We start from the raw sequence: 12,565 nt of genomic DNA on the forward strand, positions 1-12,565 counted from the left end.
TGATGCATACGCTGATGGGTATAAGTATGCACTCCCCCGCATGGTTCGTCAATCGGCCGTGTCGCCGCAGGTCACAGCGTCGCCATCACCGCGAGCACGCGCCCCGAAGGGGCGCGGGGAACCGCGCGGCCAGCCACGCACGGACCCGCACCCGCACCCGCACCCGACCGCGCAGCACTTAGCACAGCCCCTCCCCACACGTCAGGCGAAGCCCCGCTTTGAGTCGGCGCGAACCGCCGCCCGTACCCCAGCGCATGGCGGCCACGAGCACGATGATCCACAACAGCAGGGCGGGCAGGCGGCAGGCCATGCGCCGGATCCGTCCCCGTCGCTCCCCCGCGGTCCCCCTGCTCCTGCTGGCCTGGGCGGGCGCCGCCGGGGTCGTCTGGCTGTGGTGGGGCAACACCCCCTACGTCCGGCCGGTCACGGCCGACCGGCTGATCGCGGCGGGCCGGATCACGGGCCTGCTCGGCGGCTACGCGATCTCCCTGGTGGTCCTGCAGATGGCCAGGGTCCCGGCCCTGGAGCGGCGGGTCGGCTCCGACCGGGTCTCCCGCTGGCACGCGATGACCGGCCGCTACGCGATCTCCCTGGTCGTGGCGCACGTCGTGCTCATCCTGTGGGGCTACTCCGCGCAGTCCGGTCAGCCGATCACGCAGCAGACCGCGAGCGTCGTCCTGGACTACCCCGAGATGATCAAGGCGACGATCGGGACCGGGCTGCTCCTGCTCATCGGCTTCCTCTCGGCGGGCGCGCTGCGCCGCAGGATGCGCTACGAGACCTGGTACTACATCCACCTGCTCACCTATGCCGCCGTCTACCTGACGTTCTGGCACCAGCTCGCCACCGGCGCGGAGTTCGCGGGCGACGCGACGGCCCGTGCCGTCTGGTACGGCCTCTACGGCACCGTCACCGCTCTCGTCCTGTGGTACCGGGTGCTGGTCCCCGTACGGCTCAACCTCAAGCACCGCATGCGGGTCGAGGAGACGGTGGAGGAGGCGCCGGGCGTGGTGTCGGTGCTGATCAGGGGGCGGCGGCTGCACCGGCTGGGCGCGGAGCCCGGACAGTTCTTCCGCTGGCGGTTCATGGCCCCGGGGCTGCGATGGAGCTCCAACCCGTACTCGCTGTCCGCCCCACCGCGGCCCGACCTGCTGCGCATCACCGTCAAGGCGGTCGGCGGGCACAGTTCGGCACTGGCCGGGCTGCGGCCCGGCACCCGTGTGTGGGCGGAGGGCCCGTACGGCGCGATGACGGCCTCTCGGCGCCGCGGCGGCAAGGTGCTGCTGCTGGCGGGCGGCGCGGGGATCACGCCGCTGCGGGCGCTGTTCGAGACGCTGCCGGCCGCGCCGGGCGACCTCACGCTGCTCTACCGGGCGCGCAGCAAGCAGGACCTTGCCCTGTGGGCGGAGTTGCAGGAGATCGCCGCCGAGCGCGGGGCCCGCCTGGTCTACGCGGTCAACGGTCCCAGCGGGGCCCGTCCGGAGATCACCGCCGAGGCGCTGCGCAGGATGCTGCCGGACATCGAGGAGCACGACGTCTTCCTGTGCGGGCCGCCCGGGCTCGCCGAGGAGTCCTATTCCGCGCTGCGCGAGGCCGGAGTGCCGGAACGCCGCATCCACCACGAGTCCTTCGAGCTGTGAGGTGCCCGTGAAGAAGAAGCATCCGCTGCGCCGGATCGTCCTGACCGGTGCCATGACCGTCTCTGGCATCGTGCTGCTCCTGGCGCTGAAGCCGACGACCGCGCCTTTCGCCTCGCAGGCGGGGGCCCTGCCGCCGCAGCAGCCGCCGGTGTCGGCGGAGCCCTCCGCGGCGGGCGGCGACCCGACGGTGCCGGTGACGGAGCCCTCCGCACCGGCGGGCCGTACGCCCGGCGGCTCCCCGTCCGCGTCTGCCGGGCCGGCGGCGCCGGCCGCGCCCGCCAAGCGGACGGTCACCGGGGACGTGGCGCAGACCAGCTACGGGCCGGTGCAGGTCAGCATCACCGTCGAGGGCCGCCGGATCACCGCCGCGACCGCCGTGCAGGCCCCGAGCGGCACCCCGATGAGCGACCAGCTGACCGCCTCCGCGATCCCGCGGCTCAACCAGGCGGCGGTCACCGCGCAGAGCGCGTCCATCGACACCGTCTCCGGCGCCTCCTTCACCAGCCAGGGCTACCAGCAGTCCCTGCAGAGCGCGCTGGACAAGGCCGGTGTCTGACCGTGTCCGACAACCCTCCGCGACTGCGCCATGTCGAGCACTGCATGGGGACGGTGTTCTCCTTCGACGTCCGCGGCGCCCGTGACCCCCGGGTGCGGACGGCCCTGGAGACGGCCGTCGTCGGGCTCCACGAGGCCGACGCGCTGTTCTCCACCTATCGCCCCGACAGCGAGGTCAGCCGGCTCGGCCGCGGTGAACTCGCCCCCCAGGACTGCTCCCCCGAGGTGAGGGAGGTGCTGCGGCGGTGCGCGGAGGCGGAGCGCGCCACCGGTGGCTGGTTCACGCTCCGCTACGCCGGACCGGACACCACGCCCGACCCCACCGGGCTGGTGAAGGGCTGGGCGGTGGAGCGCGCGGCGCGCGCCATCGCCGCCGCGGGCGCGGAGGCGGTCTGCGTCAACGGCGGCGGAGACGTCCAGCTCACCGGCGGGCCGTGGCGGGTGGGGATCGCCGACCCGCTGCGGCCTGGAGGACTGGCGACCGTCGTGGAGAGCGCGGACGGCGAACTCGCCGTCGCCACCTCCGGTCCCGCCGAGCGCGGCTGCCACATCCTCGACCCGCACACCGGCGCGCCGCCCGTGGACGGGCTCGCCTCGCTCACCGTCGTCTGCCCGCAGCTCACCGAGGCCGACGTGTGGGCCACCGCCGGATACGCGATGGGCCCGGCGGCGCGCGAGTGGCTGGAAGAACTCCCCGACGCGGAGGCGTTCGCCGTGAACGCCGACGGCACCACCTGGCAGACGCGCGGCTTCGGCGGTCTCACGGCCCAGTTGAGCGCTTGACGATCAGCGGTGCCCAGTGGCAAGAATGCGTCCCATGGATCTGCATCTGAGCGACAGGGTCGTGCTGGTCACCGGAGGGTCCGACGGGCTCGGCGCGGCCCTCGTCCGGCGGCTGGCCGCCGAGGGCGCCAAGGTGGCGCTGTGCGGCCGCGACGCCGAGCGCATCGAGCGCCTGGTCAAGGACCTGGGTGCCGCCGGGGCGGACGTCCTCGGCGTCCCCGCCGACGTCACCCGCCCGGAGGACCTGGAGCGCTTCGTCTCCGCCGCCGACGGCCGCTGGGGGCGCATCGACGCCGTCGTCAACAACGCCGGCCGCAGCGCGGCCGGATTCTTCGAGCGCCAGGACCACTCGGTGTGGGAGGAGGACCTGGACCTCAAGCTGCACGCCGCGGTCCGGCTGACCCGACTGGCGCTGCCGCATCTGCGCGCCGCCGGCGGCGGCAGCGTGGTGAACACCCTCGCCGTCTCCGCCAAGGCACCGGGAGCGGGCAGCACCCCCACCTCGGTGTCCCGGGCCGCGGGCCTGGCCCTCACCAAGGCGCTGTCCAAGGAGCTCGGCCCCGACAACATCCGCGTCAACGCCGTGCTCGTCGGCCTCGTCGAGAGCGCGCAGTGGGACCGGCAGGCCGCCGAGCGCGGCATCACCGTCGAGGAGCTCTACGCCACGATGGGCCGCGAATCCGGCATCCCGCTCGGCCGCGTGGGGCGCGCCGGGGAGTTCGCGGACCTGGTCGCGTTCCTGCTCTCGGACCGCGCCGCCTATGTGACGGGCACGGGCATCAACCTCGACGGCGGCCTCAGCCCGGTCGCCTGACCTACCGTCAGCAACCGTGCGGCGCCGGGCTCAGCGCTCGGCGCCGCCCCCGGCCAGGCGGAGCAGGTGGTCGGCGACCGCCTGCCCGCCGGACGGGTCGCGGCTGATCAGCATGACGGTGTCGTCGCCCGCGATGGTGCCGAGGATGTCGTACACCTCGGCCTGGTCGATCGCCGAGGCGAAGAACTGCGCGGCCCCCGGCGGCGTTCGGACGACGACGAGATTGGCCGAGGCCTCGGCTGAGATGAGGAGTTCGCTCGCCAGACGCCGCATCCGCTCCTCCTTGACCGACTCCCCCAGCGGCGCCTGCGGCGTGCGGAAACCGCCCTCGCTCGGCACCGCGTAGATCAACTCACCGTTGTTGGTGCGGATCTTGACGGCGCCGAGCTCGTCGAGGTCCCGGGAGAGCGTCGCCTGCGTGACGGTCAGCCCGTCGTCGGCGAGCAGCTTGGCGAGCTGGCTCTGCGACCGCACCGGCTGCCGGTTCAGGATGTCCACGATCCGCCGGTGGCGTGCCATCCGGGTCTGCGGTACGGCCGCGGCTCCGCCGCCCTGCTGCTGCGCCTCACTCATCGTCGTGTCATTCTCCGGCTCGCGATCCCTCGTGCTGGGCCTGGACGGCGTCCAGCACCCCCGGCAGCGCCCGGAGGAAGGCCGCCACCTCCGCGTCACCGAGGATGAGCGGCGGGGCGAGCCGCACCGTGTCGGGTACGGCGGCGTTCACCAGGAGTCCGGCGTCCTGAGCCGCCTTCTGCACCTGGGCGGCGAGCGGCTCGGTGAGCACGATACCCAGCAGCAGGCCCGCACCACGCACCTGATCGACCAGCGGGTGGCCCAGCGCCTCGATCCCCTGCCGCAGCTTCTCGCCCTGCCGCTTGGTGTTCTCCAGGATGCCGTCGGCGGCGATGGTGTCGAGGACGGCCAGCGCGGCGGCGCAGGCGACCGGGTTGCCGCCGAAAGTGGTGCCGTGCTGACCGGGCGTCAGCAGGTCGGCGGCGGGCCCGAAGGCGAGGACGGCGCCGATGGGAAGCCCGCCGCCGAGGCCCTTGGCCAGGGTGACGACGTCGGGCTCGATGCCCTGTGCCTGGTGCTCGAACCAGTGGCCGGTGCGGCCGATGCCGGTCTGCACCTCGTCCAGGACGAGCAGGGCGCCGGCGGCGCGGGTGATCTCGCGGGCCGCGGCGAGATAGCCGGCCGGGGGCACGACGACGCCGTTCTCGCCCTGGATCGGCTCCAGGACCACCAGGGCGGTGTCCTGCGTGACGGCGGCGCGCAGCGCCTCGGTGTCCCCGAACGGCACGTGCGTCACGTCGCCGGGCAGCGGGTGGAACGCCTCCTGCTTCTTGGGCTGCCCGGTGAGCGCGAGGGCTCCCATGGTGCGCCCGTGGAAGCCGCCCTCGGTCGCGACCATGTGCGTGCGGCCGGTCATCCGGCCGATCTTGAAGGCGGCCTCGACGGCCTCGGTGCCGGAGTTGCAGAAGAGCACGCGCCCGGGGCGGCCGGACAGCTGCAGCAGCCGCTCGGCGAGGGCGACGGTGGGCTCGGCGACGAAGAAGTTGGAGACGTGGCCGAGGGTGGCGATCTGCTCGGAGACGGCGCGCACGACGGCGGGGTGCGCGGTGCCGAGGGCGTTGACGGCGATGCCGCCGAGGAAGTCCAGGTACGCGTTGCCGTCGGCGTCCCAGAAGGTGGCGCCCTCGCCGCGGACCAGGGGCAGCCGCGGTGTGCCGTAGTTGTCCATCAGGGAGCCCTGCCAGCGCTCGGTGAGCGCGGCGTTGCCCTGGTTACCCCGATCGACCTGATTGATCTGGTTCCCGGTCCCGGTCATGCCCGGCCCCCTTTGTTCGCAGTCCGGTGCGCGGATCCGTTCGCGGATCCGCCCGCGGCGTCGGGCACCACCATGGTGCCGATGCCCTCGTCGGTGAAGATCTCCAGCAGGATCGAGTGCTGGACGCGGCCGTCGATGACCCTGGCGGTGTTCACACCGTTGCGCACGGCGTGCAGGCAGCCCTCCATCTTCGGGACCATGCCGCTGGACAGCTCGGGCAGCAGCTTCTCCAGCTCGCTCGCGGTGAGCCGGCTGATGACCTCGTCGCTGTGCGGCCAGTCCTCGTACAGGCCCTCCACGTCGGTGAGGACCATCAGGGTCTCGGCGCCGAGCGCGGCCGCGAGGGCCGCGGCGGCGGTGTCGGCGTTGACGTTGTAGACCCCGGCCGGGTCGTCGGTGTCGGCGCTGCGGGCGATGGAGGAGACGACCGGGATGCGGCCGTCGTCGAGCAGGGCCTCGATGGCGCCGGTGTCGATCTCGGTGATCTGGCCGACCCGCCCGATGTCGACGGCCTCGCCGTCGACGAGCGGACGGTGCCGGGTGGCGCTGATGGTGTGGGCGTCCTCGCCGGTCATGCCGACCGCGAGGGGGCCGTGCTGGTTGAGGAGGTTGACCAGCTCCCTCTGCACCTGCCCGGCCAGCACCATCCGCACGACGTCCATGGCCTCGGGCGTGGTGACCCGCAGGCCGGCCTTGAACTCGCTGACCAGGCCCTGCTTGTCGAGCTGCGCGCTGATCTGCGGGCCGCCGCCGTGCACGACCACCGGCTTGAGCCCGGCGTGCCGCAGGAAGACGACGTCCTGCGCGAACGCGGCCTTCAGCTCCTCGTCGACCATGGCGTTGCCGCCGAACTTGACCACCACGGTCTTGCCGTTGTGCCGGGTCAGCCAGGGCAGCGCCTCGATGAGGATCTGCGCCTTGGGCAGCGCGGTGTGCTTGCGGGCGCTCATGAGCTGTAGGCGCTGTTCTCGTGGACGTACTCGGCGGTCAGGTCGTTGGTCCAGATCGTCGCGGTCTCGTCGCCGGCGGCGAGGTCCGCGGTGATGTGCACCTCGCGGTAGCGCATGTCGACCAGGTCGCGGTCCTCGCCGACGGACCCCGCCTTGCAGACCCAGACCCCGTTGATGGCCACGTTCAGACGGTCGGGCTCGAAGGCGGCGGAGGTCGTCCCGATCGCCGAGAGCACCCGGCCCCAGTTGGGGTCCTCGCCGTGGATGGCGCACTTGAGGAGGTTGTTGCGGGCGATGGAACGGCCGACCTCCACCGCGTCGTCCTCGGTCGCGGCGCCCACGACCTCGATCCTGATGTCCTTCGAGGCGCCCTCGGCGTCGCGGATGAGCTGGCGGGCCAGGTCGGCGCAGACCTTCTCGACGCCCGCGGCGAAGTCCTCGTACGCGGGGGCGACGCCCGAGGCGCCGGAGGCCAGCAGCAGCACGGTGTCGTTGGTCGACATGCAGCCGTCGGAGTCGGCGCGGTCGAAAGTGGTGCGGGTGGCGGCGCGCAGCGCCTTGTCCAGGGTGGCCGAGTCCAGGTCGGCGTCGGTGGTGATCACGACCAGCATGGTGGCCAGGCCCGGGGCGAGCATGCCGGCGCCCTTGGCCATGCCGCCGACGCTCCAGCCGTCGCCGTCGTGGACGGCGGTCTTGTGGACGGTGTCGGTGGTCTTGATGGCGATGGCGGCCTTCTCGCCGCCGTGCTGGGTGAGCTGCGCGACCGCCGTGTCCACACCCGGCAGCAGCTTGTCCATCGGCAGCCGCAGGCCGATCAGTCCGGTGGAGCAGACGGCGACCTCGCCCGCGTTGTGGCCGCCGGTGCCGTCGTGGCCCGCGGTGTTCAGCGACTCCGCGACCTTCTCGGCGGTGGCGTGCGTGTCCTGGAAGCCCAGCGGCCCCGTACAGGCGTTGGCGCCACCGGAGTTGAGGACGACGGCGGAGACCTGCCCGCCCCGCAGCACCTGCTCGGACCACAGGACGGGGGCGGCCTTGACGCGGTTGGAGGTGAAGACGCCGGCCGCGGCGAGGCGCGGACCGTTGTTGACCACCAGGGCCAGGTCCGGGTTGCCGTTCTGCTTGACCCCCGCCGCGATACCCGCCGCCGTGAATCCCTGCGCTGCCGTGACGCTCACGCTGTCGTCTCCTTGTTCGCTTCCGCGGTGCCCCACCGGGTGGGGGCGGACTTCGTCATGGTGCCCTGGTGCGGACCGGTGGCCGCACCGGCCGCGGTGCCGCCGCTCGCGCCGGGCGCCGGGTCGCAGGGCGCGGCCCGGGTCAGCAGGACGGCGACGGCGCGGCGGGCGCGGGTGGCGGGGCTGAGCGTCGTCGGGCTCACGGCGCGACCCCGGCGGTGCTCAGGCCCAGCTCCTCGGGCAGGCCGAGGGCGATGTTCATGCTCTGCACGGCGCCGCCGGCGGTGCCCTTGGTGAGGTTGTCGATGGCGCTGATGGCGATGATCCGGCCGGCCGCCTCGTCGTACGCGACCTGCACCAGCGCGGCGTTGGAGCCGAGAACCGACGCGGTGGCGGGCCACTGGCCCTCGGGCAGCAGATGGACGAAGGGCTCGTCCGCGAGCGCCTTCTCGTACGCGGCGCGCACGGCGGAGCCGGTCACGCCGGGCCGGGCCGCGGCGCTGCAGGTGGCGAGGATGCCGCGCGGCATCGGGGCGAGGGTCGGGGTGAAGGAGACCGACACGCGCTCGCCCGCGGCGGCCGACAGGTTCTGGATCATCTCCGGGGTGTGCCGGTGGCCGCCGCCGACGCCGTACGGGGTCATGCTCCCCATGACCTCGCTGCCGAGCAGGTGCGGCTTGGCCGCCTTGCCCGCGCCGGAGGTGCCGGAGGCGGCGACGACCACGGCCTCGGGCTCGGCCAGGCCGGCCGCGTACGCCGGGAAGAGCGCGAGGGAGACGGCGGTGGGGTAGCAGCCGGGCACCGCGATGCGGCGGGTCCCGGCGAGGGCGGTGCGCGCGCCCGGCAGCTCGGGCAGGCCGTACGGCCAGGTGCCGGCGTGCGCGGTGCCGTAGAAGCGCTCCCAGTCGGCGGGGTCGGTCAGCCGGAAGTCGGCGCCGCAGTCCACGATCAGCGCGGTGTCGCCGAGCTGTTCGGCGACGGCGGCCGACTGGCCGTGCGGCAGGGCGAGGAAGACCACGTCGTGCCCGGCGAGCACCTCGGGGGTGGTGGGTTCGAGGACCCGGTCCGCGAGCGGCAGCAGGTGCGGCTGAAGGCCGCCGAGGCGCTGCCCCGCGCTGGAGTTCGCGGTGAGCGTGCCGATCTCGATCTCGGGGTGGTTGAGTAGCAGGCGCAGGACCTCTCCGCCCGCGTAACCGCTCGCGCCCGCCACCGCTGCCCGGAATGCCATGGACCCTCCTCCTTGATGGCATGACTATACGGCCGCCGGAACTTTTATGCAAAGCCCCACGCGATCCCGCCGGTCACGCCCGTTCCGCGCACCGTGCCGGGAGCCCGCTGCGGGCATGCGGCGTCGACCCGACCTCAGCGGAAACGCGAGGTGATGATGAGGGGCCGGCGCCGGGCCGGTGCGGCAGGGCGCGGCGTCCCGATCCGGCATGTGCCCGTTGACGCCGGTCCGTTGACAGGGCCCCGGGCGGGCCGCAGACTCGGTGGCCAAAAGCTCAATGAACGATGGTTCACTGTGCGAACAGCGTCGTTCGCCGCAGGACAAGGGGCTGCCATGACCATCACCCGCGAACTGCTGATCGGCGGCAAGGACGTCCCGGCCGCCTCCGGACGCACGGCCGAGGACATCGACCCCTTCACCGGCGAGGTCTGGGCGACCGTCGCCGCCGGGGGCCCCGAGGACATCACGCGGGCGGTGGACGCGGCGCACGGCGCGTTCCCGCAGTGGGCGGCGGTGAGCCCCGCGGAGCGGCGCAGGATCTTCCTCGCCGCCGCCGACCTGCTGGACGCCCGTGCCGAGCAGGCCGCCGACATCATGGCCCACGAGGCGGGCGCGACCCGTCCCTGGGCGTACTTCAACGTCGGCCTCGCCGCGGGCATCCTGCGCGAGGCCGCCGCCGCGGCCACCGCCCCGCGCGGCGAGGTGCTCAACGCGCAGGAGGAGGGCGTGCTCGGCCTGGCGGTACGCGAGCCGGTCGGCGTCGTCGCCGCCTTCGCGCCGTGGAACGCGCCGCTCATCCTGGGCGTCCGCGCGATCGCGGCGCCGCTCGCGGCGGGCAACACCGTCGTCGTCAAGCCCAGCGAGGACGCGCCGGTGGCGTGCGGGCTGTTCGTCGCGGACGTGCTGCGCGAGGCGGGGCTGCCGGACGGGGTGCTGAACGTCGTCACCAACGCCCGCGAGGACGCGGCCGAGGTCGCCGAGGCGCTCATCGCCGACCCCCGGGTCCGCGCCGTCAACTTCACCGGGTCCACCGAGGTCGGCCGGATCGTCGGCACCCTCGCCGCCCGCCACCTCAAGCCCGTCCTCCTGGAGCTCGGCGGCAAGAACTCCGTGATCGTCCTGGCGGACGCGGACGTGGACCACGCGGTCGACGCCGCCGTCTTCGGCGTCTTCATGAACGCCGGGCAGATCTGCATGTCCGCCGACCGCCTGCTGGTCCACGACAGCCTCGTCGAGGAGTTCACGGCCAAGTTCACCGCGAAGGTCGCCTCGCTGCCCGCCGGCGACCCCTCCCAGCCGCAGACCGTCGTCGGCCCGCTGGTCAGCGCCGGTTCCGCGCGGCGGGTCGCGGCCCTGGTCAAGGACGCGGTGGACAAGGGCGCCACCCTCCTCACCGGCGGCGGCGAACCGGACGGCGCGGTCCACCCGGCGACGGTGCTCTCCGGCGTCCCCAGGGAAGCGGAGCTCTACCACTCCGAGGCCTTCGGGCCGCTCGTCACCATCGCCGCCTTCGCGGACGACGACGACGCCGTGGCACTGGCCAACGACACCGAGCACGGGCTGACCGCGGGCGTCATCACCGAGAACGCCACGCACGGCCTGGCCGTCGCCCGCCGGCTGCGCACCGGCATCGTCCACGTCAACGACCAGACGGTGGCCGACGAGCCGCAGGCGCCCTTCGGCGGCTTCCAGGCCAGCGGCTACGGCCGGTTCGGCGGCCGCTGGGGCATCGAGGCGTTCTCCAACACCCGCTGGCTGACCGTGGCCGCGAAGCAGCCCCGCTACCCCTTCTGAGGCGTCCCGCGCAGCGGGTGCGGACCCGGCCGCCGACCCTAGACTGGAGGAGCAAAGCCGTGGACCGCCGCGTTCCCAGGAGGTCGACCGATGCACGCGAACAAGGGTGACCACGTCAGGCAGCACGGCCGGATCGTGGGCCAGCACGACAAGGTGGCCGAGATCGTCGAGGTCATGGGCAAGAGCGGGGAGCCGCCGTACCGGGTGCGGTACGAGGACGGGCACGAGTGCATCCTGTCGCCCGGACCGGACTCGACGGTGGAGCACGAACACGGCGTGACCCGCACCCCCCAGCCGTAGCGCCGAGCTCTCGGGCCCGCGGCGGCTCCCCGGCGGCCGCGGGCCCGTCAGCGCGCCCGGACGCGGGTGGGGTAGTGGTCGTAGACGACGCGGCTCATGGCGCCGATGGGGTCGGTGACGACCTCCTTGGCGGCGAAGAAGATGTTGCCGCGCACCTGGGGGTAGTCGGCGGTGAAGGCCAGATGCCGCGACAGCTCCCCCGGGTCCTGCCAGGCCTGGGCCTCGCCGGCGCCGCCGGCCCGGTACAGGGCCTCGCCGATGTAGAGGTCCGTCCCGGTGCCGGCCACGACATCGGACCACCAGGGCACCAGGGTCGCGTAGTCGGCGATCTCGAAGCCGATGTTCCAGTACACCTGGGGGGCGATGTAGTCGATCCAGCCCTTGCGCACCCAGCCGCGGGTGTCGGCGTACAGGTCGTCGTACGTCTGGACGCCGCCGCGGGTGTCGGAGCCGAGCGGGTCGGTGGCGCTGTTGCGCCAGACCGCGAAGGGGCTGATGCCGAACCGGGCCGAGGGCCGCAGGCGTTTGATGCGGGCGGCGGTCTCGCTCACCAGGAGGTCGGTGTTGTGGCGCCGCCACGCGGCCCGGTCGGCGAAGCCGTCGCCGTACCGCTCGAAGGCGTCGTCGTCGGCGAACGCCTTCCCCGCCACGGGATAGGGGTAGAAGTAGTCGTCCCAGTGCACGCCGTCGATCGGGTAGCGGCGCACCGCGTCGAGCATCGCGTCCTGGACGAAGGCGCGGACCTCGGGCAGACCGGGGTTGTAGTAGAGCTTCCCGGCGTACGCGAGCGCCCAGCCGGGGTTGCGCACGGCGGGGTGCTCGGGCGACAGCCGGGACAGGTCGGCGTGGTTGGCGACGCGGTAGGGGTTGAACCACGCGTGCAGTTCCAGCCCGCGCGCGTGCGCCTCCTCCACGGCGGTGCCCAGCGGGTCCCACCCGGGGTCGCGGCCCTGGACGCCGGTCAGGTACTCCGACCACGGCTCGTACGGGGACGGCCAGAACGCGTCCGCGGTGGGCCGGACCTGCATGACCACGGCGTTCAGCCTGCGGTCCAGGGCCGTGTCGAGGTAGTCCAGCAGTTCGCCGCGCTGCTCGTCGGGCGAGCCGCCACGGGCCGACGGCCAGTCGCGGCCCCCGACCGTGGCGAGCCACATGCCCCGGAACTGCGGCAGCGAGGCGCCGCCCGCCGGGCCCGCGGCGCCGGACGCGTCCGCCGACGTGAGCGCCGACGTGAGCGCCGACGTGAGCGCCGCGGAGAGAGAGCCGGCCGCACCGGCGGCGAAGGCCCTGCGTGAGAGGTGAGCCATCCGATCCCCCTGATGATCCGTCACTTCGGCCGATCATGCGGCGAACCGGCCGTCACGGGCAACCCGCGCCCGGCCCCGGCGTGTCCCCCCGGCGCCCCCGAGACGCCTGGCCGGCGACCTGACGGGCACCTTCGCACCGGCGGCCTGCGGTGGTCCACCCGGGTGTAATGTCGATCGGGCTGGTCCGGCCC

At 73.6% G+C, this 12,565-nt stretch carries 13 protein-coding genes; 6 read left to right on the plus strand and 7 right to left on the minus strand.

Annotated elements, in window-relative coordinates; all coding sequences use genetic code 11:
• The first annotated feature begins 254 nt into the window (after positions 1-254).
• The 4 genes from ACFWVC_RS08110 to ACFWVC_RS08125 are packed head-to-tail and all read left to right on the plus strand — an operon-like array spanning position 255 to position 3,792.
• The gene (locus ACFWVC_RS08110; protein ID WP_384280306.1) at positions 255-1,640 is read left to right on the plus strand and encodes a ferric reductase-like transmembrane domain-containing protein; all 1,386 of its coding nucleotides are present in this window, start codon (positions 255-257) and stop codon (positions 1,638-1,640) included.
• 7 nt (positions 1,641-1,647) lie between these two features.
• Positions 1,648-2,196 (plus strand): FMN-binding protein, encoded by a 549-nt coding sequence (locus ACFWVC_RS08115; protein ID WP_384280309.1) that lies wholly within the window; start codon positions 1,648-1,650, stop codon positions 2,194-2,196.
• 44 nt (positions 2,197-2,240) lie between these two features.
• Positions 2,241-2,978: an FAD:protein FMN transferase gene (locus ACFWVC_RS08120; RefSeq protein ID WP_384280457.1), complete on the plus strand. Its 738-nt coding sequence runs from the start codon at positions 2,241-2,243 to the stop codon at positions 2,976-2,978.
• A 34-nt stretch (positions 2,979-3,012) separates the two neighbouring features.
• Entirely contained in the window at positions 3,013-3,792 is a 780-nt protein-coding gene (locus ACFWVC_RS08125) for an SDR family oxidoreductase (RefSeq protein ID WP_384280311.1), read from the plus strand.
• A gap of 30 nt (positions 3,793-3,822) precedes the next feature.
• Here the strand turns inward: ACFWVC_RS08125 and ACFWVC_RS08130 are convergent, their stop codons facing one another.
• From ACFWVC_RS08130 to argC, 6 genes are read right to left on the minus strand one after another with little or no spacing between them, the layout of a single operon-like run.
• Entirely contained in the window at positions 3,823-4,365 is a 543-nt protein-coding gene (locus ACFWVC_RS08130; RefSeq protein ID WP_384280313.1) for an arginine repressor, read from the minus strand.
• Between the two features lie 7 nt (positions 4,366-4,372).
• Positions 4,373-5,620: an acetylornithine transaminase gene (locus tag ACFWVC_RS08135; RefSeq protein ID WP_384280315.1), complete on the minus strand. Its 1,248-nt coding sequence runs from the start codon at positions 5,618-5,620 to the stop codon at positions 4,373-4,375.
• On the minus strand, positions 5,617-6,570 hold the full coding sequence (gene argB / locus ACFWVC_RS08140) for an acetylglutamate kinase (protein ID WP_384280316.1): 954 nt from the start codon (positions 6,568-6,570) through the stop codon (positions 5,617-5,619). The genes ACFWVC_RS08135 and argB overlap by 4 nt, the downstream gene beginning before the upstream one ends.
• Positions 6,567-7,745 (minus strand): bifunctional glutamate N-acetyltransferase/amino-acid acetyltransferase ArgJ, encoded by a 1,179-nt coding sequence (gene argJ, locus ACFWVC_RS08145; RefSeq protein WP_384280318.1) that lies wholly within the window; start codon positions 7,743-7,745, stop codon positions 6,567-6,569. The genes argB and argJ overlap by 4 nt, the downstream gene beginning before the upstream one ends.
• The gene (locus ACFWVC_RS08150) at positions 7,742-7,948 is read right to left on the minus strand and encodes a hypothetical protein (protein WP_384280320.1); all 207 of its coding nucleotides are present in this window, start codon (positions 7,946-7,948) and stop codon (positions 7,742-7,744) included. Before ACFWVC_RS08150 ends, argJ begins: the two co-directional genes overlap by 4 nt.
• Positions 7,945-8,973 carry an N-acetyl-gamma-glutamyl-phosphate reductase gene (argC, locus tag ACFWVC_RS08155; RefSeq protein WP_384280322.1) on the minus strand — a complete coding sequence of 343 codons (1,029 nt, stop codon included), beginning with the start codon at positions 8,971-8,973 and terminating at the stop codon, positions 7,945-7,947. The genes ACFWVC_RS08150 and argC overlap by 4 nt, the downstream gene beginning before the upstream one ends.
• Positions 8,974-9,306: 333 nt before the next feature.
• Here argC and ACFWVC_RS08160 point away from each other — a divergent pair, with 333 nt between their 5' ends.
• Positions 9,307-10,767 (plus strand): aldehyde dehydrogenase family protein, encoded by a 1,461-nt coding sequence (locus ACFWVC_RS08160; RefSeq protein ID WP_384280324.1) that lies wholly within the window; start codon positions 9,307-9,309, stop codon positions 10,765-10,767.
• A 90-nt stretch (positions 10,768-10,857) separates the two neighbouring features.
• A complete protein-coding gene (locus tag ACFWVC_RS08165) occupies positions 10,858-11,067 on the plus strand; it encodes a DUF1918 domain-containing protein (RefSeq protein WP_384280326.1) in 210 nt (69 codons plus the stop codon).
• Between the two features lie 47 nt (positions 11,068-11,114).
• On the opposite strand, the gene ACFWVC_RS08170 is transcribed toward ACFWVC_RS08165, so the two are convergent.
• The gene (locus ACFWVC_RS08170) at positions 11,115-12,374 is read right to left on the minus strand and encodes a glycoside hydrolase family 10 protein (RefSeq protein WP_384280327.1); all 1,260 of its coding nucleotides are present in this window, start codon (positions 12,372-12,374) and stop codon (positions 11,115-11,117) included.
• Between the last annotated feature and the right edge of the window lie 191 nt (positions 12,375-12,565).

The sequence above is a fragment of the Streptomyces sp. NPDC058691 genome, assembly GCF_042714775.1.
In the GTDB taxonomy this organism is placed as follows: Bacteria; Actinomycetota; Actinomycetes; order Streptomycetales; family Streptomycetaceae; genus Actinacidiphila.